The organism is Allobosea sp. (assembly GCF_048595345.1).
GTDB lineage: Bacteria > Pseudomonadota > Alphaproteobacteria > Rhizobiales > Beijerinckiaceae > Allobosea.
On record NZ_JBMDWH010000229.1, the window covers coordinates 16,249 to 39,807 of the forward strand.

Below are 23,559 nucleotides of genomic sequence, written 5' to 3' on the forward strand. Positions count from 1 at the left end.
ACACTTTCCGGCTTTATGAAACAGCTGATCTCTGTGTCTACGAAGCGTGCCGCAGGCCGCTGCCCGTCGTTGCTAGAATGAGCTGCACCGTCTCGTCTGTGCGGTCCCACATTGGAAAGTGACCGCAATTGGAGAACCAGTGCAGCGTGGCGGATGGGAACGCCTCTTGAGCGCGAGCGGCTTGTCGCGGCAGACACAGACGGTCCTGGCGGCCCCAGCCGATGACGAGAGTACGGGCTGGATCAGCCGCGGGACCTTTTTGCTCGGGCCCTGTCGCAAGATCGCGCACGAGAGCATCGAAGGTTTTCGTGCTGGCAAAACTCTGCAGTTCAGCTCCAACAACCTCCCCGTCGAGGCGCCATGGTCTTGCCGAGAGCTGCGCCAAAAGCGCGCTGCGCATCACGGCTGACCGTGAGAGACTCGGCAGTGCCGGACGCAGTCCTCTGAGAAGACGGATCGACGCCGCGAGCGTCGTTCGGAAGTAGGTGCGCTCCCAGCCTCTCCAGAAACCGCCAGGGTCCAAAGCGACAGTAGCTCCGACCCTCCCGCGCCGCGCCATCTCCAAGACGATCCGAGCTCCAAGCGAACTGCCTACGATGTCGACGCCGTCCAGCCCCTGCTCAAGGATGAAGCGCTCCACGCTGTCAGCAAGACCAGCGAAGGTGCCGCTGTCTGCCGTCGCTGGTGTTTGGCCATGCCCTGGTAGGTCGATCGCGGTCACCTCGCGCGCCTTCGACAACGCCGGGACGATCGTGCTCCAGGAGTGCAACGTCCCGCCCAAGCCATGGACCAGAAGGAGGCGGGGGCCTTCGCCAAGCATTCCCGGGTGAACTCGTCGATCACGTTCAGCATGCGGAACTTCCGGCCGTTGTGGGTGCGGTCCTCGACAAAGTCATAGGACCAGACGTGATTGGGATGTTCTGGCCGCAGCCGCACGCAAGAACCGTCGTTCAGCCAGAGGCGCCCTTTCTTCGGCTGCCGACAAGGCACTTCGAGCCCTTCTCGCCGCCAAATCCGCTCGACGCGCTTGACGTTCACTGCCCAGCCGGCGGCATGCAGCAACGCTGTGATCCGCCGATAGCCGTAGCGCCCATACTGGGTGGCGAGCTCAACAATGTCAGCCGTTAAGACCGCCTCGTCGGCTCGACCCAGCGGCTGCTTTCGCTGCGTCGAACGATGCTGCCCCAGAACCCGGCACGCCAGTCGCTCCGAAACCCGGAGCTTCACCACGACATGCTCGACACAGCGGCGACGCCGGGCGGGGCTCAGAAGTTTCCCCGTGCAGCCTCGGCCAGGATCAGCTTCTCAAGCGTCAGGTCAGAAACGGCCTTTCGCAGACGCTCGTTCTCCTTCTCCAGGTCCTTCAAGCGCTTCACCTGATCGCTCTTCAGGCCGCCGAACTCCTTGCGCCAACGATAATAGGTGAAGGCCGTCACCCCGATCATACGGATCGCCTCGGCAACCGGCCGGCCCTGCGACAACAACACGTCGACCTGCCTCAGCTTCGCGACGATCTCTTCAGGCTTATGCTTCTTCTCGCCATAGCGGCATCCTCCAAGGCTCAAAAGCCTACTTCACGGAGGACCACTTTTCAGGGGGCAGGCCACACCGGCCATTTAGAGCGACGACCCAGCCACGAGTGCAATCGCTGTCCAAGGCTTCTGTCACCTGCATCGACAGGGGGATCGCAACCCACCCGTTAGAATCTGCGACATCACAGCCGATTGGAAGCTTTCATGGCTGCTGACGACGGCAAAAGGTTACATTCGTTCTAAAGCCAGTGCGATCCCCTGCCCACCCCCGATGCACATGGTGATCAGCCCGAATCGTCCTCCGGTTCTCTTCAGATAGGAAATCGCCTTAACCGTGAGGATAGCACCCGTCGCCCCAACAGGATGCCCGAGCGCGATGGCTCCGCCATCAGGGTTGGTAAGAGCAGGATTCATTTCAAGTTCGCGCGACACCGCCAAGGCCTGCGACGCAAACGCCTCGTTCGACTCAATGACGTCGAAGTCACCAATCGACATTGAGGTCCGGGCCAGCAGCGCCCGAACCGCGGGGATCGGCCCACATCCCATGAGGCCAGGCTCGCAGCCGGCATGCGCGTATCCAACGATGCGCGCGATCGGTTCGAGCCCGTTCGAGCGGGCATGGCGCTCGGATGCCAGCACCACTGCCGCCGCCCCATCATTGATCCCTGACGCGTTCCCGGCGGTGACTGTTCCGCCCTTTCGGAACGCCGCGGGCAAAGCTGCAAGGGTTTCAGGCGAGGTCTCAGGTTTCGGGTACTCGTCCGCCTGGAAGGAAATCTGGGCGCGTCCCTTGGCGACCTCGATTGGAAGAATTTGATCCGTGAAATGGCCAGCCGAGGCGGCTGCTGCGGTGCGCCTCTGGCTCTCGGCAGCAAAGGCATCCTGATCCTCGCGCGAGATGCCGTATTTCGCCGCGACATTCTCGGCGGTGATACCCATGATGCCGTTGCCGAACGGATCGGTCAGGATACCCGTGAGGCCGTCGAGCGCCGTTGCATCCCCGATCCGCTGGCCGAAGCGGGCCACCGTCAGGTAATGCGGAGCACGACTCATCACCTCCGCGCCGCCAGCGAGTGCCGCATCGCAATCGCCCAGCATGATCGCCTGCGCGGCCGATATGATCGCCTGCACGCCGCTGCCACACAGCCGATTGAGGGTCATCGCAGGGACCTCGACGGGAATGCCGGCCTCGACCGCCGCCACGCGCGCGAGATAGGCGTCCTGCGGCCCCGTCGGGATGACATTGCCGAAGACGATGTGGCCCAGCCCTGCGGGATCCATCCCGGCCCGCTTCAGCGCCTCCGCTGCCACGAGGCCGCCGAGGGCCGAGGGCGCGTGGCCCGCAAGAGAACCGCCAAACTTTCCGATCGCGGTGCGAACCGCTCCGACGACGACGACAGAATCCGCCATGCCCGTATTCCGATCAGTTTGAATGTCAGAGGATTGAAGTGAGCCGTCAGGCTTTCGGACGGCTGCGTGGCGGCAGATGGATCGCGCCTGCGTCCATCGCTTCGTAAGCAGCCTCGGCGAGTGCTTCACCGAAGGTCGGGTGCGCATGGACGGTGTGGGCGAGCGCTTCGAGCGTCAGTTCCATCTGCACGGCGAGTGTCGCTTCGCCAAGGAGTTCTGTCACGGCCTCGCCGATCATCGAGATCCCCAGGATCTGCTGCGTCTCCGCGTCGGCGACGATCTTGACGAAGCCGTCCTCGGCTCCGTCTGCGGTGGCCTTGCCGCTTGCGCTGAACGGAAAGCGCCCCACACGGATCGCGGCATGGCGAACTCTGGCCTCGGCCTCCGTCAGCCCTGCGGCGGCGACGCCGGGGCTGGTGTAGACGGCACGCGGGATCACCGCCGGGGCCATGGTGGATGGCTTGCCGAGAAGATTCGAAACGGCGCATTCAGCCTCGGCAGCGGCCTTGTGAGCGAGCAGCAACCCGCCCCGCGCGTCGCCTATTGCGTAGATATGGGAGATGGCCGTGCGGCAGCCGTCGTCGGTCGCGATCGCGTTCCGCTCTGTCGCGACGCCGATCCGCTCGAGCCCGAGGCCCTGGGTCAGCGGACGGCGGCCGACGGCTATCAGCACCGTGTCGGCGTCGATCGCTTCATGACGGCCATCGAGGCTCAGCCGGGTCACGAGGCTTGCTTCGGTGGACGCGATTTCGGACACGCTCGCGCTCGTGAGGATCGTCACCCCCTGCCGGCCCAGGCTGTCCGCCAGAGCGGCGGCGATGTCGGCGTCTTCCTCCGCCAGAATGCGGTCGAGGCGTTCGACCAGCGTGACGGCAACGCCGAGGCTGACGAAGATCTGGGCGAACTCAACCCCGATGACGCCTCCGCCGACGATCAGCAGCCGGCGCGGCAGGCTCGGCAGCGACAGGACGCCTTCGCTCGTGACCACACCGGCAAGGTCGATGCCCGGCAGATCCGGTAGGATCGGCTCCGATCCCGTCGCGATGATGAAGGCGTCGGCGGTCAGCCTCTCGCCACTTTCGGCAATCTCCAGCGTGGCGGCGTCCCGAAAGGCCGCCGTCCCTCCCACCAGCCTGATCTTGTTGCGGCGTACGAGCGTCTCGACGCCGCCGACGAGCTTGGCCACGGCCGCAGCCTTGTGGGCCATGAGCGTATCGAAATCGACCGAAAGTGTGTCGGGATCGACCCCGAAATCTTGACTGTCCTGGACGGCCCGAAAGCGGCGCGCATGGTGGAGAAGGCTCTTCGTCGGAATGCAGCCGATATTCAGGCAGGTCCCGCCCAGCCTCACTTTCTCGACTAACGTGACATCGAGCCCGGCCCGAGCCGCGCGGATGGCTGCGGTGTAACCGCCGATCCCGCCGCCGATAACGACCAGACTTCGAGCAGGAGAAGCGCTCATGCGGAGACCTCTACCTCACCGTCCAGCACCGTCTCGTCGCGCTGGTTGAGGCATGCGAAGCCGATGGTTGCGACCTCGCGCGAGCCCGCATGAGCCAGTCCTGTCACCACGGCGCGAGAGCGGATCACGTCGCCCGGCCGCGATGGTGCACGATAGCGAAGGCGAATGGCGGTGTCGGCCGGCAGTTCGTCCGCTTCAAGAAACGCTTGGAGCGCCTGGCAAAGAGGCTCCATCGGGATGCAGCCATGTGCGATCGGGCCGCCGAAGCCTGCTGCTTCGCCAGCGGCAGGGTCGACATGCAGCGGGTTGTAATCGCCCGAGAGCGCGGCGTACTCGTCGATGAGAGCCTGGCTGATGACGATGGACCGCTCGGGGAGCACCGCACCGATTATGAAGGCGCGGGCGGCCGTCTGGCCGGACTTCGAAGGATCGCTCACGGCACGATCGCCGTGAAGGCAACGGAGCAGACCAACTCGTCGCCCTGATTCAGGGTCGTCATTTCGTATCTCATGAACTTGCGGTTCTTGCGCTCGAATTTCTCGACGATGCGCAGCCGGGTCAGCAGCACATCTCCCGCCCGGACGCCGACGCCGAATCTGTCGTCATCGCCCATCCGGATGGCGCCGGGTGGGAAAACACCGAATTCCCAACCCAGGCGCAGTCCGTAGATCAGGCCCATGCTGGAGGGAGCCGGGGTGACGTCGGATGTCGCCTTGCCATAGCCCATCAGTCGGCGGAAGCGCGCGATGCTCTCACGCGTCACCTCGTAACGTCCCTCGCACACGACCTGATCGAGAGGGGCCGTATCATAGGCCACAAGTGCCGGATCCATCGCTTACCTCAGCAGGGCCAGGAGAAGGGAAGGTTGTTCGAGCAACGCCCTGATCCGCGCCCGAAACCGGCCGGCCAGCGCCCCGTCGATCAGCCGATGGTCAAAGGTAAGGCTCATCATCATCGCAGAGCGGATGACGATCTGCCCGTTCCGCACGGCAGCCTCCTCGGCGATCTGCCCAATTCCAAGAAGCGCGGATTGCGGCGGGCTGAGGATCGGCGTCTCGAAGTCACCGCCATAACTACCGAAGTTGCTGAGCGTGAACGTACCGCCCTCGATGTCGCTCCGTTCGAGCGTCCGGCTGCGCGCCTTGTCGATGAGATCCTGGCGCAACCGCGAGATCTCGATCAGGTTGAGTTCATCCACCCGTTTCAGAACCGGCACTAGCAAGCCGTCGTCGACCGAAACGGCCAAGCCGATGTTGACCGCGCTCCAGGTCACGATCTCGTCGCCGACGATGGAGGCGTTGATCTCCGGCATCTCGCGCAAGGCCTGGGCGCATGCCTTCAAGACGATGTCGGTGTAGGTGATCCGAGCACCCAGAGTCGACGCGGCGGCGACGAGTTCGCCGCGAACGCCGACGACCTCCGTCATGTCGATCTTGCCGAATCCGGTCATTTGGGCGCTGCCCGACAGGCTATCCATCATCCGGCGTGCCACGGCCTTCCGCATGCCGGAAAGCGGGCGCCTGGCGGCGACTCCATCCTCCACAACCGCAGTCGGCACGTTCCCCGTCGCCGCCGGCGCGCCGGGCGCCGCCTCGACATCGCGTCGCAGGATCACGCCACCGGGTCCCGAGCCGCGGAGATGCTTGAGATCGACCTGCCGCTTGGTCGCAATCTGGCGCGCGACGGGCGAAATGAGCAGGCGCTGGCCGTCTGAATCGGCCAGTGATGCAGCATGGCGAGGGGGAGGCTCCAGCTGCACACCGACCACAGCAACGTCCGGAACCGATGAACCGCGCTCGACCGGCATCGCGGATTTGGACCCAAGCGGACCCGCCTCGTCCGTAGCCTGAGCATGCAGGTAGCCCACGAGCGCGCCTACCGGCAGCACCGCGTCGACCATCGCAGCCTGCTGCAGAAAGCCGTCATGCTCGGCTTCGATCTCCGACGAGATTTTGTCGGTCTCAATGGTGAAGAGCGGCGTCCCCTTGGTGACGTGCGCCCGATCGGGATAGTGCCATTCGACCAGCGTTGCCTCTTCCATGGTGAGGCCAAGCTTGGGGATGTTGACCGCGTGCGTCATGACGTCGTCTCCGGCCGCTCAGGCGACGAGTTCGCGCACGGCGGCGGCGATACGCTCGGCGTTCGGTATCAGGAAGTCCTCGTTGGCCTTGCCGAAGGGCATCGGCGTGAAGGGGGGCGAGAGCCGCCGCACCGGAACGTCGAGATCGTAGAACGAGCGTTCCATGATCTCGGCAGCGACCTCCGAGCCGAACCCGAAATTGCGGTGGGCGCTCGTCACCACGAGCGCGCGGTTGGTCTTCGCAACGGAGGCGGCGATCGTATCCATGTCCAGCGGGCTGATGCTGCGGGGATCGACCACTTCTACCTCAATGCCTTCGCGCGACAGCATCTCGGCCGCAGTGAGTGCCTTGTGGACCATGAGACCCGTCGCGATCAGCGTCGCGTGTTCGCCCTGCCGCTTTATTTCGGCCTTGCCGATAGGGATCAGAAAATCTTCGTCGTCCCCGACCTCCTCCTTCATCTTGTGGAGGGCAAGATGTTCGATGAAAATCACGGGATTGTCGTCGCGAATGGCCGATTTCAGCAACCCCTTGGCGTCGCGCGGCGAGCTCGGCATCACCACCTTCAGTCCCGGCACATGCGCGACCCAGGACTCCAACGACTGCGAGTGATGCGGCCCGATGCCCATCTCGGTCGCTACCAGCGTCCGGATCACCATCGGCACCTTGAAGGCGCCATTGTAGAGGTAGTGCATTTTGGCGCCCTGGTTCGCGATCTGGTCGAGGCAGAGGCCGAAGAAGTCCATGAACATGATCTCGACGATCGGGCGCTTGCCCATCATCGCCGATCCGACGGCCAGCCCAACGATGATCTCCTCGCTGATCGGAGTGTCGCGCACCCGCAGCGGACCGAAAGCATCGAGCAGCCCGCGTGAACCACCGAAGGCCCCCCCTGCGGCTGCGACATCCTCGCCCAGCAGGAAGACGTCCTTGTCGCGCGCCATCTCCTCGCGCATCGCGTCGATGACCGCCCAGCAGTAGTTTTTCATCGCCATCGTGATCTGTATCCGCCGCTAGGATGCGTAGACGTTGAGAAGGGCATCGGAGGGCTTGGGATCGGCGCTCTCCAGCGCGTACCGGATCGCCGCTGCGATCGCCTCGGCCGCTTCGGCGTCGATTGCGTCCGCCTCATCAGCCGAAAGCGTGCCGGTTTCATGCGCAAGTTCTCGAAAGCGGCGTAGCGGGCAACGCTCCTGCCATAGCGCCTCCTCCTCCCGGCTTCGGTACTTGCGCGGGTCGCCTTGGAAATGGCCGCCCCAGCGATAGGTCTTTAGCTCTAGGAGAGTCGGTCCGGCCCCGCTGCGGGCATGTGCGACCGCACGCCTAGCCGCATCGAGAACCGCGAGTACGTTATTGCCGTCAACGATCTCGCCGGGCACGCCATAGCCTTCCGCCCGCTTCGCGACGTCGGCTTCGCCAACTGTCTCGCGGAAAGGCGTCATCTCCGCGTAGAGATTGTTTTCGCAGACCATAATCAGCGGCAACTTCCAAGCAGCCGCAACATTCAAGGTTTCGTGGAAAGAACCCTCGTTGCTCGCCCCTTCTCCGAAAAAGGCCACGGAGACCCGGTCGGCACCATCCAGCACCGCCGCATAGGCGGCTCCTGCCGCATAGGGGATCCCACCCCCGACGATGCCGTTGCCGCCGAGAATGCCGTGCTCGGGATCAGCCGCGTGCATTTCGCCGCCGCGGCCGCCACCGATACCGGTCGCCTTGCCGAACATCTCAGCCATCATCGGCTTCAGCGGCATGCCCTTGGCTAGATAATGACCTCGCCCGCGATGGGTCGACACGATGGTGTCGTCCTTTCGCAGCACGGAGCAGACACCGACCGCGCAAGCCTCCTGCCCGAGATATGAGTGAATGTACCCGGGAAAGAGATTTTGCGCGAAAGCGTCGTTGAGCTGCTCCTCGCAGCAGCGGATCAGGGCCAGCCTCTCGTAGAGCGTGCGATGAAGCGCCTTCTGCTCATGCGAAACCTCGTTCGAGCCGGCGCCGGAGATGTCAGGCATTGAGGGCTCGGGCATTCTTTTCCTCCGCCTTGAGTTGATGCTTCATGATCTTGCCAATCGAGGTCCGGGGTAGCGAAGACCTGAATTCGCAGAAGGATGGGACCTTGAATTTGGCGAGGTGGCGCGCGCACCATTCCTTTACGTCGGACTCGGTCAGCGACACGCCGGCCTGGACCACGACGAAGGCCTTGACCGCTTCGTCGCGCAGCGGATCGAACACCCCGATCACCGCGGCCTCCGCGATTCCGGGATGTTCCGTCAGTACACGCTCGACCTCTGACGCCGATATGTTCTCGCCGGCGCGCTTGATGACGTCCTTCGAGCGATCGAAGAAGTGAAAGTAGCCGTCTCCATCAATCGATGCGTTGTCGCCGGTTGAAAACCAGCCGTCGGTCATGCAGGCCCTGGTTTCCTCGGGATTGGCGTAATATCCGGAGAACAGCGCTGGCCCCTTGACCTGAATCTGTCCGACCTGGCCGCGCGGCACACCCTTGCCGTTTTCGTCTACGACACGCATTTCGCAGCCCAACAAGGGCAGGCCGATGCAGTGTCGCTTCGTGACGCCGTGAACGACCGGATTCGAGGAGCAGATGCCGAGGGTCTCCGACAACCCGTAGCCCTCGATCAGACGCACACCGAAGCGGTTCTCAAAATGCGTCCATTCCTCGGATGAGGTCGGCAGCGCATAGAAAGAGAAGCGGACATCGTGCTTGCTGTCGGTTTCGCTGGGCGGCTGCAACAGCATCGTCCGCAGGATCATCGGCACGATGCTGATTCCGGTGCAACGATGGCGCCGAACCTGATTCCAGTAATTGCGCGCGCTGAACGTCTCAAGCAGCACGACCGTGCCCCCGACCGTCAGCGTCGGCATCACCCCGACATACTGACCGTTGACATGGAAAAGCGGCAGCACGACGCAGCAGCGATCATCGTGTCGAAGACCGAAGAGCATCGCGGTCGCGATGCCCTGAACGACCGTGGCGCGATGGCTCAGGATCGCGCCCTTAGGCCGCGATGTCGTGCCGGAGGTGAAGATGATCTGGGCTGGGGCGTCCCCCTCGACCGCCACCACGCGGTGGTCCGGCGAAGCCGCCCGCTCGATGTCGGACAGAGCATCGAAGTCGGGCATGCTGTCCTGGCTTCGCGCCAGCCATTTCAGCCGCAGATGCCGGCAATGCTCGGCGATCTGCCTGAAGGTCGGCATGAACTTCGGCTCGGTGACGAGGGCAACCGCTTCGGTGGTGTCGAGCAGATAGCGCAATTCGTCGGGCGCATAGAGCACGTTGACGGGCACCATAATCGCCCCCGCCTGCGTGATCGCAAACCAACAGACGATGAAATCGGGGCAATTGCTGAGCATCACCGCAACCCGATCGCCCGGACGGACGTCGCGGTCAGAAAGCGCATTCGCGATCCGGTCGACCCGGCTGGCGAAGGCGCGGTAGCTCAGCGTCGCGACCGATCCGTCATCCGCTTCGAAAACGAGGAAATCCTTGTCCGGATGGGCAGCGACCCGCTGCTCCAGAACATCCGATAGAGTCTGGGTGCCCGATACATCCATGGCGATGCCTCCCGCATCACGATCGACCGCTTGTCTTGTTCTTATGGTCAGTATGATTTCGGCTGGCCGCAGCCGACCTGCGCGATAAAATTCTTATTCATCTCATTGGTTATTGGGGCGAAGATCAGCTGGCGGATATCACGGTAGTAACGCTGCATGTGGTATTCCATGGTGAAGCCATAGCCGGCCATCACCCGCATGCCCCGATCGGTCGCGCGGAACGCCGCTTCAGAGGCGAAGAGCTTCGCCATCGCAGCCGGCAGCGAGCAATCCTGTCCCTTGTCCTGCATCCAAGCTGCCTTATAGGTCATCAGCCGCGCCAGCTCGATGTCCGTCAGCGTTTCGGCGAGTTGGTGTTGGACCGCCTGGAATTGCCCGATCGGGCGGTCGTAGGCACGCCTCTCCTTGGCGTACTGGTTCGCATCTTCGAACGCGCCTTGCGCCAACCCGACGCAGGTTGCGGCGATGAAGATGCGCTCGTTGTTCAGCGTATCGAGAACCGCGTGCCAGCCGCGCCCTTCCTGGCCGATGATCGAGGACTTCGGCACGCGGACGTTCTGATAAACGACCTCATAGGAGTGGAGGAATTTCGAGCCGAGCTTCTCGATCTTATTCCACGAGATGCCAGGGGTGTCTTTGTGGACGAGAAATACGGTCAAGCCACGCGACGGCTTTTCGGGATCGCGCGAAGTGCGAGCAACGACGAAAAGATACGAAGCGATGTTGATGCCAGTCGTGAAGACCTTCGCACCGTTGATGACGTAGTCGTCTCCCTCGGCAACCGCCGTCGTCTTCATCGCGCCCAGAATGTCCGTGCCACCATCGGGCTCTGTCATGGAAAGCGCAAAATGTACGGCGCCGTTCGCAATCTGCGGCAGGAATTCCTGCTTCTGCGCCTCGGTTCCATGCCGCTCGATGGTCACCGCGCCGAACGAGATATCGAGGCCGTAGGCCAGAGCGACGGTTGAGCTGTGTCTGGCGAGCTCCTCAAGGACGATTGTCTCCTCCATCACGCCACCACCCGACCCACCGTACTCTTCCGGGATGGACGCACCCATCAGGCCGATCTCAGCCATCTTGTCGAGAAGAGGCAGTGGGAACTCATTCTCCCGATCCCAGATCGCCACCGCGTCCTTAGAGATCTCACGTTCGACGAATCGGCGCGTCAGGTCCTGCAAAGCGCGCTGGTCTGGCGAGAATTCGAAATCCAAGGGTCACCTCCGTCCGGCGACGGCTCGTATGATCGAGCCGATATTTATACTCTTGAGTATGAATCTGGATCGATTTCAACATGGATGTCAACCGACAGCCATTCGTCAAAGCGCAGCTAAGCGATGTTCGGGTGCACCTATAATGACGATTATGACGCCAAAATTCGCGATAAAATGACGACAAGGCTTTGCAAAAATGCCGGCGCGTTACCGGCCAACGAGCCGCTTGCATCGACAGCGAAAACTCGTTCATACTCACCGGAATAAAAAACAACGCGTCGGAACCTCGACGTTTTGAGAATGCCCTTGGGAGGGAACCATGACCAGACTGACCCGGCGCACAGCCATCGGATGCCTTTTCACGGCTTCGGCCCTCCTGAAAAGTGGGGCCGTGGCGCTTGCTCAGGACGGCTCGACGATCAGGCTCGGGCTGACCACCGCTCTGACCGGCCCCTATAACGAGTTCGGCGAAGGAACTCGTCGCGGCTTCGATCTCGCCATCGATCTCTGCAACGCGAAGGGCGGCGTGAACGGCCGCAAGGTCGAGATCGCGACCGCGCTGGACGATCAGATGGTGCCCGATCGCGCAGCGCAGAACATGCGCCGGTTGCTGGACGACGCGAGTCTGGTCGGCATCCTGGGCCCGGCTGGCAGCGGCGCCACCATGGCGGTGGTCGATATGGCGACCGCGGACGGCCGCGTCTTCATCAACCCGTTAGCCCAGGCGCCCGCGGCCACCTATCCCGCAGGCCTCGAAAAGCCTCCTCGCCCCAATGTTTTCCAGTTTGGGATCCTGAGCCCCGTCGAGGCGGAGGTTCTCGGCAGCTACATCGCCAAAACCTATAAATCGATCGGCCTGCTTCACGAGAGCACGAGCTATGGCGTTTCGGGTCGGGACACGCTGCTGGCAGTCATCAAGCAGATTAACCCCGACATGAAGATCCTCGCCGAATCCTACAACCAGCGCGCAACTGATGTCACAGCGCAACTCGTGCGCATCCAGCGCGCCGATGTCGAAGCGTTGCTGGTGGTCGGGCTCGGCACCGATCTCGTCAACATCCGCCGCAGCATGGGTCGCCTCGGTCTCCAGCAGCCGCTTGTGACCAGTGCCGGCGGGTTGTCTCTGCCCTATTTCGAAGGCGCCGGGGAGGCTGCGGTCGGCACGATCGCGCCCATGGTCTCGGCATTGGTCGACGTCAAGCGTCGTCCTGAGGTCACCGCATTCATCGACGCCTACAAGGCAAAATTCGGGGCGGACCGCTACTGGGGTCCCGACGCCGATCGTCCGCAGATCCAGATGTCGCTGATCGTCATTCCCGCATTCGACGGCCTGAACGTGCTGCTGGAAGGGATCAGACGTGCCGGCTCGACCGAGTCCACGAAGGTCATCGCGGCGATCGAAGGACTGGACGGCTTCCCCGGCGTCAATACGACCTACAGTTTCTCTAAGCAGCGTCATCACGGCATCGGGCCGCAGAGCCTCGCGATGCTGAAAGTCGTCAAGCAAGGAAACCGCCTCGGCCTCGAGGTCCTGCCACGCACGTGAGTGCTGCCCCCTGGGCGGGCCATCACAGCGGATAGGAAGACATCATGGCGTTCACGATGGCGCTGGTCGTCGCGGGATTGAGCGTTGGCTCGATCTACGCGCTGATCGCGATCACGCTCAACCTGACGTTCTGGACCACGAAGACCGTCAACTTCGGGCAAGGCTCGATCCTGATGCTTTGCGCGATGGCGACGGTCTTCATGGCCGGTGCCGGTCTGCCGATCTGGATGGCGAGCCTGCTTGGGATCGCTGCCGCGGCCATCACCATGGTCGCTGCGGAGCGGATCAGCGTTCGGCCAGTTCTGAAAGCGGCAGGCAGCATGGGCTGGGCGGTCTCAACCCTCGGCTTCGGCATTCTCATCCAAGGCATCGTGTCGAAATATCTCGGCACGCAAGCCGTCGCTTTCCCGGATGTGGTGTTCAGCTCCTCGGCATTCGTTCAGGTTTTCGGGATACGGATCGGGCTGCAATACGTCGTCGTCTTCGGCTTTTCCCTCGCCACCATCTGTCTGCTGGAACTGGCGTTGCACAGAACGGTTTGGGGCCGCGTCGTCAGGGCCGTCGCTCAGGACCGTGAGCTTGCAAGCCTTTTCGGCATCCCGGTCTCACGGGTTGTCATCGTCTCCTTCGCTTTATCGGGCGCACTTGCCGGCGTTGCCGGCATCTTGACCGCGCAGATCATCGGCACCGTCGATCCGGCCTTCGGCTTCAATCTCCTGATTTCGGGCTTCGTCGCCGGCATTGTGGGCGGCTTCGGCCGAAACTGGGGCGCGCTTGCCGGCGGCCTCCTTATCGGCGTGCTGGAGCAGGTCGTGGGCGGCTACGTCTCGACCGCCGCTGGCCACGGCATTTCCCTGGCCGTGCTGGTCTTGATGCTGTCGGTGCGGCCCCAGGGCCTCTTCGGTCAGGAAGAGGCGGTGAAGGTATGAACCATCTGCGCATGACCCTGACGCGGCTATTCTGCAACGTCTACGCGACTGGACTTCTTTGCCTGGCGCTCTGGTTCGGCGCCCCCTCGATGAGCGAGGGCCTCCGCCAGATGGTGTCCTTCGCGATCGTCAACATGCTGCTTGCCCAAAGCATCAACTTGTTGACCGGCATGGCCGGGCAGATTTCGCTTTGCCAGGCGGCTTTCATGGGCATCGCCGCCTACGCCTCGGTGCTGTTGGTGAAGAACGGCTCATGGCCGCTCTGGGCCTCCCTTCCGGCGGGCGTTCTTTTGGCCTCGTTCGCGGGTTATCTCCTGTCGTTCCCGGCCGGCCGTGTGCGCGAGTTCTACCTCGCGATGATGACGCTCGGCTTCGGCATGATGTTCGTCGAGATCGTTCGGGAATGGAACGACGTGACGGGCGGCGTCATGGGCGTCGTCGGCGTGCCTTCCCCACAGCTCAGGATGCTGAGCATCTTCGGGCACATGCTGACCACGACGGACTATCTGCGCCTGCTGATTTGTGTCGCTGCCGCTGCGCTGTTCATGCTCGACCGCTTCACCCGCAGTCGTTTCGGCAGGGCTTATCTGGCGATCCATGTATCGGAGGTTTCCGCCCGTAGCATCGGCATCGACAGCGCAGCGGTGAAGCGCCAGGCCTACGTGATCAGTGCAGGTTTGGCAGGGCTGGCGGGCGGGCTTTACGGGCACCTCGTCAGCTATATCGGGCCCGAGAGCTTCGAACTGCATCGTTCGATCGAAATTCTGGTCATCTCCGTGGTGGGCGGCCTCGGTTCCCTTGCCGGGCAGGTCATCGGTGCCGTGGCCCTGACATGGTTGCCGACGCAGTTGGAGGCCTTCGCCGACTATAAGTTCATCGCCTATGGCGCGGTTCTGGTGGCCATCTTCGTGGTCATGCCGCGTGGGCTCGCGGGCCTGCTGTTCCTGCCGCCGCGTTTCATTAGCAGACGCCTTCTGGGAGAGCAGAACGCTGTGGCAGGCAGCTCGGCCTTCAGCCCGAGCCGAAGCAGCGAGCCGAAAGACATTGTGCTGGCCTGGAATGGCCTGCGCCGCGACTTCGCCGGATTGACCGCCGTGCGCGATTTCTCCTTCAGCTTGCGGGCAGGCGAGGTCGTCGCTCTCGTCGGCCCCAACGGCTCGGGAAAGAGCACCACTGTCAACGTCCTGGCCGGCATTTATCCGCCATCGGCGGGAACGGTGCTGTTGAAGGGAGCCGACATTTCGGGGCTCGCCAGTCACGCCATAGCCCAGCGTGGGCTCGTGCGGACATTTCAGGATCCCCGCCTTGTCGGCAGCTTCACGGTGTTGGAGAACGTGATGCTGGGTGGCCATCTCGGAGAGAGATACAGTGCGATCGAGGCCGCGACCGGGCTCGGAAGGGCCATGAGCAGTGAACGCTCAATGCTGGCCCGCGCGCGCGAGACCCTGCGTTTCATGGAGTTGGAGCAGGTTGCCGATAATGTGCTCGACACCCTGCCCTACGGGTACAGGCGGCTGGTGGAAGTGGCCCGCGCCATGATGGTCATGCCCGAGGTTCTCCTCTTGGACGAACCGGCGGCCGGGTTGTCCGAAGGCGAGATCGACAGGCTTTCGGACGTCATCGGCAAGCTCAGCCGGCAGGGCACCGCCATTCTGATCATCGACCATCACATGGATTTTCTGGCAGGGCTGGTTGATCAGGTCGTGGTTCTCGACAGCGGCGAGGAAATTTATCGGGGCGACATGGCGGGGATGCGCAATGATGCACGGGTCGCCGAGTGCTATCTCGGGCGCGTAGAGAGCACCCATGCTTGAAATCCGTGGTCTGTCGGTGTCGTACGGCCCGATCGTGGCAGTTCGAGAGCTGTCTCTGGTGGCCGAACCCGGTCGAATCACGGCGATCCTCGGCGCCAACGGCGCCGGTAAATCCTCTGTCATCCGGGCCGTTGCCGGCCTGACGGCAAGCCGCGGAGACATCCGTCTCGCCGGACATGATCTGAAAGGGCTTGAGGCCCATCAGAGGGCCAGGCTCGGCCTCGGCTGCGTTCTCGAGGGCCGTCGGCTATTTCGCGAACTGACCATCGAGGAAAATCTTGAGGTGGCCTGGCGCTTTGGCCCCCGGCGCTCGCCGTTTGCAACGATGCGGGATGCGACCTTCGGCCATTTTCCGATCCTTGCCGAGAAGCGCGCAGTACCGGCCGGACTTCTCAGCGGTGGCCAGCAGCAGATGCTGATCATCTCCTGCACCACGGTACGCTCTCCCGAGTGCCTGTTGCTGGATGAACCATCGCTGGGACTTGCCCCGGTGATCGTTCAACAGGTGTTCGATTTCATCGTCGAAACCAGTCGCCGCCTGCAGACGACTGTGGTGCTGACGGAGCAGATGGCAGCGCTGGCGCTGCGGATTGCCGATTTCGGCTATGTCATGCGACAAGGCGCGATGGTGCTGAATGGCGATCGAGAGACCCTTCTCGAACCTCTGCACTCTCGGAAACTCACCGAGGCCTATTTATGACGGGAGGCGTGGCTGATGCCTCCCGGAGGTAAGCTGCTGATGCGTAAGGCCGACGACAAGCGTGCGCTCTGGAGGGATATTCGCGAACTCAAGCGCGACCGCATCCTGCAAGAGGCTGCTGTGCTGATTTATGAAAGAGGCTATTCGCAGACCAGCGTCGAGGCCATTGCCGAGCGCCTCGGAGCCACGAAGCCGTTCGTCTATTATCACTTCGACACCAAAATCGACATCTTGGTCGAGATTTGCCGGAGCGGCACCAGCGATGCGCTCGTTAGCGTGGGAAAAAGCGCAGAGGCCGAGACCGATCCGGCAATAGCTTTACGCAAATTCGTTCGGGCATTTTGCGAAGCCGCTCTGCGAAACCATCGGTTTGTTGCGATTTACTATCGCGAAGAGGCAAGCCTGCCGGCCGACGTGGCGCTGGAGATCCAGGGCATGCGCCGACAGATCGAGCGCAGGCTCTGCGATATGCTGGCTCGCGGGAAAGAAGCCGGCATCTTTGACTTCCAGGATTTGCGCCTCACCGCACGGACGATCCTTGGCATGGCGAGCTTCGCTTTCGCTTGGTACCGACACGATCGTGAAGCGGAACTATTCCGGATCGTCGATCAGATGGAGCAACTGGCGCTTAAAGTCGTGGCACTGCCATGCCGCTAGCCTCCTGATGGCTTGCACAGTGGGAGATGCTGTCGAATGCTAAAGGGGAAAGTCTGTCTAGTGACCGGCGCGGGCTCCGGGTTGGGCCGCGCCACGTCGCTTCTTGCAGCCAAGAACGGCGCTATGATCGTTGCCGCAGACGTCGTCCAGGAAGCCGTTGAAGAAACGGTCTCGACCATCTTCGCAAATGGTGGGCAGGCCAGTGCCATTTTATGCGACGTGACCGACAATGCCTCGGTCGAGGCCATGTGCCATCACGCCCTTGAGCGGTTTGGTGGTCTCGATTGCGCTGTCAACAATGCAGGGATTGAAGGCATTCAGGCCCCCACGTCTGCCTATCCTGAAGCGGAATGGAATCGGGTGCTCGCGGTCAATTTGACCGGCGTCTTCCTCTGCCTGCGAGCCCAAATTAACATCATGTTGACTAGTGGCTCAGGCTCGATCGTCAATGTGGCCTCCACCGCCGGGCTGGGCGGCGTCGATGTCATGCCCGCTTACACGGCATCGAAACATGGATTGATCGGTCTGACGAAGTCAGCTGCGCTCGCCCACGCGGCGGACAATATCCGCATCAATGCGATATGCCCCGGCTCCTTCCACACCCCTATGAGCGGCCGCCTGTTCGGCGACAGGTTCGACGACATGATCGTCTCGTCGACACCGATGCGGCGGGCAGGCACGCTCGACGAGATTGCAGAAGCAATCCTCTGGCTGTGTTGCGATCGCTCGTCCTTCGTCACCGGGGTCGCCCTTCCCGTAGAAGGCGGAAAACGGGCGCGGTGACTGCTGGCTGCAGTAAGAGGCAAAGGCGCTGAACCGCCCGGCTCTCGCCTGGCGATCCCCTCCAGGCGTGACGCGGAGATGTTGCCATGACCGTATCGTCAACGATCGCTAGTTTCGTATGCTCTCTCCGAGACGGAACCATTCCCGAGCCTGTAGAACATCGCCTGCGCGCCTGCCTGCTGAACGGCTATGGGATCGCTCTCGGCGGCCTTCCCACTCATTACCATCGGGTCGCGGCGCAAGCCGCACTCGCAGCGCACGGAGAGGTCGCAAACGGTGTGACCCTGCTGGGTGACGGCCGAAAAGCCGGCATCGATGCTGCGCTCCTATCGAACGCGGCGCTGTTTCATGGGCTCGCGCAAGAGGACACCTGCGGAACGGTGCATGTCGGCGCGATCGTGATGCCGATGTTGACAGCAATGGCAGAGACCGGCCGCTACGACGGTAAGCGCTTCCTGCCTGCGCTTCTCGCGGGATACGAGGTCGCGGGTCTTTTCGACGTGGCGTATGGCTCCCTTACCGCACCACTAGGTCTGCGCGCCTCCCCGCTTTACGGAACGCTCGGCGCAGCGGCGGCGGCGGCGGCGTTCATGGGTCTCGGCGAGGACGGCATCGCCTCCGCACTGGCAAATGCTGCCGCATTCACGGGAGGAACGCTGCAGGCATTTGCCGAAGGCACCGACGAATGGCGCTATCAGGTCGGCATCGCCGCTCGCAACGGCCTGACGGCGGCCGCTCTGGCGCGTGCAGGCTCCGTCACCGCTCCTCACGCATTCGAGGGCAACGCGGGTTTCTTGCGTGCCTATGTCAAAGCCGACTGCGATCTTGAAAAGCTCCTGGAAGGGCTCGGGAAGCGCTGGGCGATCGAGCGCGTGACGTTCAAGCCATATCCCGTCTGCGCCTTTAACCAGACGCCGGTTCAGGCAGCCCTGACGCTGCGCGAAAAACTGGCGGGGCGATACCCTCACGCGATCACCGTGCGGATGAACCCTTACGAGACGAGCTATGCCGGGATGCTTGCCAAAGGCCCATTCTCTACGATTTCCGGAACGCTCATGAGCATTCCCTTCTGCGTTGCGGTGACGCTGGTACGCGGCGCGCCGACGATCACGAACATGACCACTTATGATGACTGGCAGGTCGCCGCTTTGATCGAGCGCATCAATGTCGTGTCCGATCAGGACGTGCCGAACCTATCGACCGTCATCGACGCCGATGTCGGAGATGGCACACGCATCGTCCATAAGCAGACAATGACGGCCGCCGATTATGCGTATGACTGGCACGGAGTTTCTCGACTCGTTCGGCGCGTGGGCGCGACCGCCGGGCTTGATCCTTCCCTATATGATCAGCTCGAATCGATCGTCAGATCGATCTCGGGCCAGACTGTACAAGATATCATCAAAATCTTTGCAGCCGCACGCGCCATGGCTCAGTGATCTCAACTCTCCAGAACAATCTCCGATCCGTTCAGCTATGGTTGGCGGTTGTTTGGGATCGAAGAGCTGCCGCTCACCGAAGCGTTACGGTCAAGGCCCGCGCCGAGTGTAAGCGCTTTGACCCGAGTTTCCTGCGCTATCAACTGCGGAAATAGCCGAGATGTATTTTGTATCTCAATGTCCGCTCCTCGGCAGGCATGAAATGTCAGCTTCTGGCGCAATCCGCCTCGGCGCTCGGCCGCAATGTGGCGCGCGACAGCGGTTGACCCTGCCTGGTCTCAGCAAGCAGCGATTGGATGGAAGCCGAAGATCCGCTGGATCGATCCGACTGCCGATTTTGGCGTGTAGGCCCCGGAAACGCCGCCAAGTGTGGTTGAGCTAACCGAGATGTCCCACTCGAAGCCCTGACCGAACACCTGGATCCGGTGGCGCATCTGTCGCGTCTCGGGATCCGCCACGACGATGCTGCGCGTGCGGTCGAAGCCGATCCCGGCAATTGCCAGGGCGGCATGCACGTTCACATTGCGCGGAAAGCGCACGCAGGCGTCCCGCGTTGCCCCCTCGAAGAGCACGCCGCGAGCGCTGGTGTCAGCTCCTAGGCTCGCCCCGTTCTTCGTCGTGGTCACGATCACCTTGTCGATCGCATCGCGGCCGTCACTCAGCCCGTCGAGGGCGAGCACAGCTCCGTGTGGCACCAGCAGGCGGGTCCCGGCGGTCGCGGCAGCCCGCCTGACGGCGGCCTCGACCGACTCATCGGCCAGCGCCGACGAACTGAAGGCGCAGAGATCGCCTTTCGCGAGCAACTCCGCGCCCAGCCCGGCGACGACGTCGGGATGCGCCGCCTCGATCACCAGATCCGTGGGGGCCGTGAGCGCGCGCCGGACGTCGGTGGTGAGGTATTCGCGCAGACGCGTCGCGTCGGCAGGTGGCGCGAAGCGCTCGTCGACCAGTACGTAGTCCACGGCGGCGAGATTTTGGGCGACGATGGCGTCGAAGATCGCGTTTCCGATGACGCCGGCTCCGATGATGCCGACCCTTTGATAGTTCATGTGCCCATCCCAGTTCGGCTGGCCCGCACCGATAAGATGCCGCAGCTCCATTTAGCGATTAACGATAAATTTGATAACGAAGGAGGCCTCTCGCGAGGGCGCCCCTCCGGATGGCTAGGCGCGCGGCGCGAGGCTGTCGACGAGAAGGTCGCCCGTCGCGAGCACATGTTTCCGCAGGAGATCGCAGGCTCGCTCGACGTCGCGCATCTCGCAGAGCGTCAGAATGCTGCGATGCTCGGCCTGGGACTGTTCGAGATGATGCGTTTGCTCCCAAGTGTAGCGCAGGTAGCGCTCGAAGTTCATCCGCAGCGTCTCGATCATCTCCAGCGTGCGCGTGCGCCTAGCCGGTGTGTATAGGATCTGATGAAAACGGCCGTTCAGCAGGATCTTCGCGTCGACCGCGGTGGCCGCATCGAGTTCGTCGAGCACTTCGGCAGCAGAAAGAAAATCGGCGCGCACCATGTTGGGAATCGCCCAACGTAATGCTTGGCATTCCAGGATCGCCCGCAACTGGCTGATTTCCCAGGCCTCGTCGCGGCTCATCAGCGCGACGGCGACGCCGCGGCGCGGCTCGGCGGTGAGGAATCCCTCGCCGACGAGCTGCTTGAAGGCCTCGCGCACGATCATCTGGCTAACGCCGAACTGCGTCGCAATCGCGTCCTGCCGCAGCCGCTCGCCGCCGGCCAGGCGATTGCGCAGAATGGCGGCACGCAGGTCGTCCGCGACGATCTCGGCGGCCGAGCGGCTGTCCCGGCGCGAGGCCAGCTCCACGATGCTCTGCGTGTCCACGCGACGGCACCCCTTTGTGAATTAGCGATTTAACAGGTCCAAGAGCCAGCTTCTCGGCTAGCAGCCGGTCGAAGTCAATCAGACATGAGAATCTAAAATTCGACGTGAAGTCCCCTGAGGCGCCCCCGGCCATCGCGGAGTTGACGATATCCATTTTAGCGATTATCGCTAATTTACTCCAGCTTAAACGGAACGGGTTTCTCATGCTTCGCTTGTCCGACTTCGACGCCGTCACCTTCGACGTCTACGGCACCCTGATCGACTGGGAGCCGTCGATCGTCGCCTTCCTGCAGGATTGGGCGCAGGAGCAGCGCGTCAACGCGACTGGCGAAGCGCTGATCATGTCTTTTGACCGTGCCCGTGCCGTCATCCAGAAGGAGCGCCCGGCTCATCTCTATCCCGAGGTGCTCCGCCGCTGCTTCGACAGGATCTCGGCCGATTTCGGCGTCGCGGTCGATCCTGTCAGGCGCGAAGCGTTCTCGCGGACTCCGCATGACTGGCCGGCCTATGCCGACACCGAGGCCGGTCTGAAGGCGCTGCAGGCGCGCGCCAGGATCGGGGCGCTGTCCAACATCGACAACGCCTCTCTGGCCTCTTCATGCGCCAAGATGAACATCCGCTTCGACATCGTGGTTACGGCCGAGCGCGTCGGCGCCTACAAGCCCAGTGACGAGCATTTCGCCACGGCGCTCGCAGATCTCGATGCAGCCGGGATCCCGCGGCAGCGCGTCCTGCATGTCGGCCAGAGCCTTCGCGCCGACATCACGCCCGCCAACAGGCTCGGGCTGAAATCGGCCTGGATCAACAGGCCCGACCGACTTCTCGGCCTCTCCGGCGAAGGCGCAGCCGAGGCCCGGCCGGACCTGACAGTGTCGAGCCTCGCGGAGCTGCTCGACGCCATCGCCTGAGTCTTCCAGCAACAACCGGCAACGATAAGGGAACGGAACATGAAACGCAGGATTTTGGGACTGGCCGCCATCGCCGTCAGCCTGGCATTGGGAACGACGTCGGCGGTACAAGCGCAGGCGACGGATGCTGTGATCGAGCGGATCAAGGCGAAGAAGTCGATCTCGATCGGCTATCGCGAATCTTCGATCCCGTTCTCCTATATCGACGCTCAGGGCAAGCCGACCGGTTACTCGACCGAGCTCTGCACCCGGGTCGCGGCGACCGTGGAAACGGCGCTCGGCCTGCCGGAGCTTGAGATCAAATGGGTGCCGGTCAATCTGCAGAACCGCATTCCGCTGGTCGCCAACGGCACCGTCGACATCTCCTGTGAATCGGCAGTCAACACGATCGGGCGTCAGGCACAGGTCGATTTTTCGAGCCCGTTCTTCATCTCCTCGACGCGGCTTCTGGTGAAGTCGAAGTCTGGCATCGCCGAACTCGCCGACCTCAAGGGAAAGTCGATCGCACTGCCGATCAATTCGGTCCCCGAGCGCCTGATCAAAGCCATCGTCGAGCGCGACAAGCTGAACGTCAGGATCGTGCCGGTGCGGGATAATTCGGAGGGCTTCCTTGCTCTGTCGACCGACCGCGTCGACGCATTCTCGACCGACGACATCCTGCTGTTCGGGCTTCGCAGCAAGGCACCGATGCCCGCCGACTACGATGTCGTCGGCAAGCCGCTCTCCTACGACAGCTACGGCTTCCTCGTGCAGAAGAACAGCACGGTGTTCCTGTCGCTGGTGAACGCGACGCTCGCTCGGCTGGCTCGTGAAGGCGAGCTCGCCAAGGTCTACGGAACTTGGTTCGAGCCGCTGAGCGTGCCGCTCTCGGCACCGCTGGCGACCACCTTCCAGGTCATCGGCATCCCAGAGTGAGGGGGATCGGTGGCTTCGGAAGCCGAGTGGGGAAGATCACGCCATGAACTACGCATGGAACTGGGGCGTCCTCTTCCAGCCCCCCTACCTGGAGTGGCTCGGCCAGGGCATCGCCATGACGCTCGCGGTCTCGATCGCTAGCTGGGGCATCGCGCTCGGCCTGGGGACGCTGATAGGCATCTTCCACAGCGGCACCTCCGGGGCGGTGCGCTTCGTCACCGGATCCTACATCAACCTGTTTCGGAACGTGCCGCTGCTCCTGCAGATGTTCCTCTGGTTCTTTGTCGTGCCCGAGATGCTGCCGAAAGCGGCGGGCACGTGGCTGAAGCGGGATCTACCCCATCCCGAAGTCGTGACGGCAATCGTGGCGCTGGGATTGTTCACCGCCTCTCGCGTCGCGGTCCAGGTCGCCGCCGGCATCGCCGCCGTTCCGCGCGGCCAGTCGATGGCAGCACGCGCCTCCGGGCTGTCTACGGTACAGGCCTATAGGCTCGTCTTGCTGCCGCAGGCTTTCCGCATCGTCATCCCTCCGCTGACCTCGGAATTCCTGACGATTTTCAAGAACTCCTCGATCGCGCTGACCATTGGCGTCTACGAGCTGACGGCGCAGACCCAGCAGATTCAGAGCTTCACCTATCAGGGCTTCGAGGCCTTCACCGCTGCGACCGTCGTCTACATGACGATCGCCCTGATGGTGACTACGCTGATGACGATCATCGAGCGTCGGATCTCGATCCCCGGCCCGACCGCGAGGGGATGAG

General features: G+C 62.8%; 22 protein-coding genes and 1 pseudogene. 10 read left to right on the forward strand and 13 right to left on the reverse strand.

Features of this window, described 5'->3' with window-relative positions; genetic code table 11:
• Positions 1-37: 37 nt before the first annotated feature.
• The 11 genes and pseudogenes from ACOJTB_RS20205 to ACOJTB_RS20255 all read right to left on the reverse strand — a co-directional run bounded on the left by ACOJTB_RS20205 (position 38) and on the right by ACOJTB_RS20255 (position 11,269).
• Positions 38-820, reverse strand: a complete 783-nt coding sequence (locus tag ACOJTB_RS20205) for an alpha/beta fold hydrolase (RefSeq protein WP_420104317.1) — start codon at positions 818-820, stop codon at positions 38-40.
• Positions 811-1,565, reverse strand: a pseudogene (locus ACOJTB_RS20210) (IS3 family transposase); the annotation flags it as partial. The pseudogene ACOJTB_RS20210 and the gene ACOJTB_RS20205, both read right to left, overlap by 10 nt.
• 195 nt (positions 1,566-1,760) lie before the next feature.
• Positions 1,761-2,942, reverse strand: a complete 1,182-nt coding sequence (gene bktB / locus ACOJTB_RS20215) for a beta-ketothiolase BktB (protein WP_420104318.1) — start codon at positions 2,940-2,942, stop codon at positions 1,761-1,763.
• A gap of 46 nt (positions 2,943-2,988) precedes the next feature.
• Positions 2,989-4,404, reverse strand: coding sequence for a dihydrolipoyl dehydrogenase (lpdA, locus tag ACOJTB_RS20220; protein WP_420104319.1), 1,416 nt, complete (start codon positions 4,402-4,404; stop codon positions 2,989-2,991).
• Positions 4,401-4,784 (reverse strand): MaoC family dehydratase, encoded by a 384-nt coding sequence (locus tag ACOJTB_RS20225; protein WP_420104320.1) that lies wholly within the window; start codon positions 4,782-4,784, stop codon positions 4,401-4,403. The genes lpdA and ACOJTB_RS20225 overlap by 4 nt, the downstream gene beginning before the upstream one ends.
• 53 nt (positions 4,785-4,837) lie before the next feature.
• A complete protein-coding gene (locus tag ACOJTB_RS20230; RefSeq protein WP_420104321.1) occupies positions 4,838-5,236 on the reverse strand; it encodes a hypothetical protein in 399 nt (132 codons plus the stop codon).
• A 3-nt stretch (positions 5,237-5,239) separates the two neighbouring features.
• The gene (locus ACOJTB_RS20235) at positions 5,240-6,484 is read right to left on the reverse strand and encodes a dihydrolipoamide acetyltransferase family protein (RefSeq protein ID WP_420104322.1); all 1,245 of its coding nucleotides are present in this window, start codon (positions 6,482-6,484) and stop codon (positions 5,240-5,242) included.
• Positions 6,485-6,502: 18 nt separating this feature from the next.
• Positions 6,503-7,480, reverse strand: a complete 978-nt coding sequence (locus ACOJTB_RS20240; RefSeq protein WP_420104323.1) for an alpha-ketoacid dehydrogenase subunit beta — start codon at positions 7,478-7,480, stop codon at positions 6,503-6,505.
• Positions 7,481-7,498: 18 nt separating this feature from the next.
• Positions 7,499-8,497 carry a thiamine pyrophosphate-dependent dehydrogenase E1 component subunit alpha gene (locus ACOJTB_RS20245; protein ID WP_420104324.1) on the reverse strand — a complete coding sequence of 333 codons (999 nt, stop codon included), beginning with the start codon at positions 8,495-8,497 and terminating at the stop codon, positions 7,499-7,501.
• Complete coding sequence (locus ACOJTB_RS20250) at positions 8,490-10,058, reverse strand: AMP-binding protein (RefSeq protein ID WP_420104325.1); 1,569 nt, start codon at positions 10,056-10,058, stop codon at positions 8,490-8,492. The genes ACOJTB_RS20245 and ACOJTB_RS20250 overlap by 8 nt, the downstream gene beginning before the upstream one ends.
• A 47-nt stretch (positions 10,059-10,105) precedes the next feature.
• Complete coding sequence (locus ACOJTB_RS20255) at positions 10,106-11,269, reverse strand: acyl-CoA dehydrogenase family protein (RefSeq protein ID WP_420104326.1); 1,164 nt, start codon at positions 11,267-11,269, stop codon at positions 10,106-10,108.
• Between the two features lie 319 nt (positions 11,270-11,588).
• Between ACOJTB_RS20255 and ACOJTB_RS20260 the strand changes: the two genes are divergently transcribed.
• The 7 genes from ACOJTB_RS20260 to ACOJTB_RS20290 all read left to right on the forward strand — a co-directional run bounded on the left by ACOJTB_RS20260 (position 11,589) and on the right by ACOJTB_RS20290 (position 19,137).
• Positions 11,589-12,815: an ABC transporter substrate-binding protein gene (locus ACOJTB_RS20260; RefSeq protein ID WP_420104327.1), complete on the forward strand. Its 1,227-nt coding sequence runs from the start codon at positions 11,589-11,591 to the stop codon at positions 12,813-12,815.
• Between the two features lie 56 nt (positions 12,816-12,871).
• Positions 12,872-13,744, forward strand: a complete 873-nt coding sequence (locus tag ACOJTB_RS20265) for a branched-chain amino acid ABC transporter permease (protein WP_420104328.1) — start codon at positions 12,872-12,874, stop codon at positions 13,742-13,744.
• Complete coding sequence (locus ACOJTB_RS20270; protein WP_420104329.1) at positions 13,741-15,558, forward strand: branched-chain amino acid ABC transporter ATP-binding protein/permease; 1,818 nt, start codon at positions 13,741-13,743, stop codon at positions 15,556-15,558. Before ACOJTB_RS20265 ends, ACOJTB_RS20270 begins: the two co-directional genes overlap by 4 nt.
• Positions 15,551-16,258 carry an ABC transporter ATP-binding protein gene (locus tag ACOJTB_RS20275; RefSeq protein ID WP_420104330.1) on the forward strand — a complete coding sequence of 236 codons (708 nt, stop codon included), beginning with the start codon at positions 15,551-15,553 and terminating at the stop codon, positions 16,256-16,258. Before ACOJTB_RS20270 ends, ACOJTB_RS20275 begins: the two co-directional genes overlap by 8 nt.
• A 39-nt stretch (positions 16,259-16,297) precedes the next feature.
• A complete protein-coding gene (locus tag ACOJTB_RS20280; RefSeq protein WP_420104331.1) occupies positions 16,298-16,915 on the forward strand; it encodes a TetR/AcrR family transcriptional regulator in 618 nt (205 codons plus the stop codon).
• A gap of 36 nt (positions 16,916-16,951) precedes the next feature.
• Entirely contained in the window at positions 16,952-17,698 is a 747-nt protein-coding gene (locus tag ACOJTB_RS20285; RefSeq protein ID WP_420104332.1) for an SDR family NAD(P)-dependent oxidoreductase, read from the forward strand.
• Positions 17,699-17,784: 86 nt separating this feature from the next.
• Positions 17,785-19,137: an MmgE/PrpD family protein gene (locus ACOJTB_RS20290; RefSeq protein WP_420104333.1), complete on the forward strand. Its 1,353-nt coding sequence runs from the start codon at positions 17,785-17,787 to the stop codon at positions 19,135-19,137.
• 278 nt (positions 19,138-19,415) lie between these two features.
• Here ACOJTB_RS20290 and ACOJTB_RS20295 read toward each other — a convergent pair whose 3' ends face one another.
• A complete protein-coding gene (locus ACOJTB_RS20295; RefSeq protein WP_420104334.1) occupies positions 19,416-20,186 on the reverse strand; it encodes an aspartate dehydrogenase domain-containing protein in 771 nt (256 codons plus the stop codon).
• 114 nt (positions 20,187-20,300) lie between these two features.
• Positions 20,301-20,957 carry a GntR family transcriptional regulator gene (locus ACOJTB_RS20300; protein WP_420104335.1) on the reverse strand — a complete coding sequence of 219 codons (657 nt, stop codon included), beginning with the start codon at positions 20,955-20,957 and terminating at the stop codon, positions 20,301-20,303.
• 221 nt (positions 20,958-21,178) lie between these two features.
• Here ACOJTB_RS20300 and ACOJTB_RS20305 point away from each other — a divergent pair, with 221 nt between their 5' ends.
• Genes ACOJTB_RS20305 through ACOJTB_RS20315 form a run of 3 tightly spaced genes read left to right on the forward strand, consistent with a single transcriptional unit; the run spans position 21,179 to position 23,558 of the window.
• A complete protein-coding gene (locus ACOJTB_RS20305; RefSeq protein WP_420104336.1) occupies positions 21,179-21,883 on the forward strand; it encodes an HAD-IA family hydrolase in 705 nt (234 codons plus the stop codon).
• Positions 21,884-21,922: 39 nt separating this feature from the next.
• The gene (locus tag ACOJTB_RS20310; RefSeq protein WP_420104337.1) at positions 21,923-22,798 is read left to right on the forward strand and encodes an amino acid ABC transporter substrate-binding protein; all 876 of its coding nucleotides are present in this window, start codon (positions 21,923-21,925) and stop codon (positions 22,796-22,798) included.
• A gap of 43 nt (positions 22,799-22,841) precedes the next feature.
• Positions 22,842-23,558 carry an amino acid ABC transporter permease gene (locus tag ACOJTB_RS20315; protein ID WP_420104338.1) on the forward strand — a complete coding sequence of 239 codons (717 nt, stop codon included), beginning with the start codon at positions 22,842-22,844 and terminating at the stop codon, positions 23,556-23,558.
• The last annotated feature ends 1 nt before the right edge of the window (position 23,559 follow it).

Excerpts from the sequence above, each read along its gene's own strand:
- lpdA (WP_420104319.1), bottom strand. The coding sequence starts at position 4,404 with ATGAGCGCTTCTCCTGCTCGAAGTCTGGTCGTTATCGGCGGCGGGATC.
- ACOJTB_RS20245 (WP_420104324.1), bottom strand. The coding sequence starts at position 8,497 with ATGCCTGACATCTCCGGCGCCGGCTCGAACGAGGTTTCGCATGAGCAG.
- ACOJTB_RS20265 (WP_420104328.1), top strand. The coding sequence starts at position 12,872 with ATGGCGCTGGTCGTCGCGGGATTGAGCGTTGGCTCGATCTACGCGCTG.
- ACOJTB_RS20290 (WP_420104333.1), top strand. The coding sequence starts at position 17,785 with ATGACCGTATCGTCAACGATCGCTAGTTTCGTATGCTCTCTCCGAGAC.
- bktB (WP_420104318.1), bottom strand. The coding sequence starts at position 2,942 with ATGGCGGATTCTGTCGTCGTCGTCGGAGCGGTTCGCACCGCGATCGGA.
- ACOJTB_RS20275 (WP_420104330.1), top strand. The coding sequence starts at position 15,551 with ATGCTTGAAATCCGTGGTCTGTCGGTGTCGTACGGCCCGATCGTGGCA.
- ACOJTB_RS20235 (WP_420104322.1), bottom strand. The coding sequence starts at position 6,484 with ATGACGCACGCGGTCAACATCCCCAAGCTTGGCCTCACCATGGAAGAG.
- ACOJTB_RS20260 (WP_420104327.1), top strand. The coding sequence starts at position 11,589 with ATGACCAGACTGACCCGGCGCACAGCCATCGGATGCCTTTTCACGGCT.
- ACOJTB_RS20270 (WP_420104329.1), top strand. The coding sequence starts at position 13,741 with ATGAACCATCTGCGCATGACCCTGACGCGGCTATTCTGCAACGTCTAC.
- ACOJTB_RS20240 (WP_420104323.1), bottom strand. The coding sequence starts at position 7,480 with ATGGCGATGAAAAACTACTGCTGGGCGGTCATCGACGCGATGCGCGAG.
- ACOJTB_RS20285 (WP_420104332.1), top strand. The coding sequence starts at position 16,952 with ATGCTAAAGGGGAAAGTCTGTCTAGTGACCGGCGCGGGCTCCGGGTTG.
- ACOJTB_RS20315 (WP_420104338.1), top strand. The coding sequence starts at position 22,842 with ATGAACTACGCATGGAACTGGGGCGTCCTCTTCCAGCCCCCCTACCTG.
- ACOJTB_RS20310 (WP_420104337.1), top strand. The coding sequence starts at position 21,923 with ATGAAACGCAGGATTTTGGGACTGGCCGCCATCGCCGTCAGCCTGGCA.
- ACOJTB_RS20305 (WP_420104336.1), top strand. The coding sequence starts at position 21,179 with ATGCTTCGCTTGTCCGACTTCGACGCCGTCACCTTCGACGTCTACGGC.
- ACOJTB_RS20230 (WP_420104321.1), bottom strand. The coding sequence starts at position 5,236 with ATGGATCCGGCACTTGTGGCCTATGATACGGCCCCTCTCGATCAGGTC.
- ACOJTB_RS20295 (WP_420104334.1), bottom strand. The coding sequence starts at position 20,186 with ATGAACTATCAAAGGGTCGGCATCATCGGAGCCGGCGTCATCGGAAAC.
- ACOJTB_RS20205 (WP_420104317.1), bottom strand. The coding sequence starts at position 820 with ATGCTTGGCGAAGGCCCCCGCCTCCTTCTGGTCCATGGCTTGGGCGGG.
- ACOJTB_RS20250 (WP_420104325.1), bottom strand. The coding sequence starts at position 10,058 with ATGGATGTATCGGGCACCCAGACTCTATCGGATGTTCTGGAGCAGCGG.
- ACOJTB_RS20280 (WP_420104331.1), top strand. The coding sequence starts at position 16,298 with ATGCGTAAGGCCGACGACAAGCGTGCGCTCTGGAGGGATATTCGCGAA.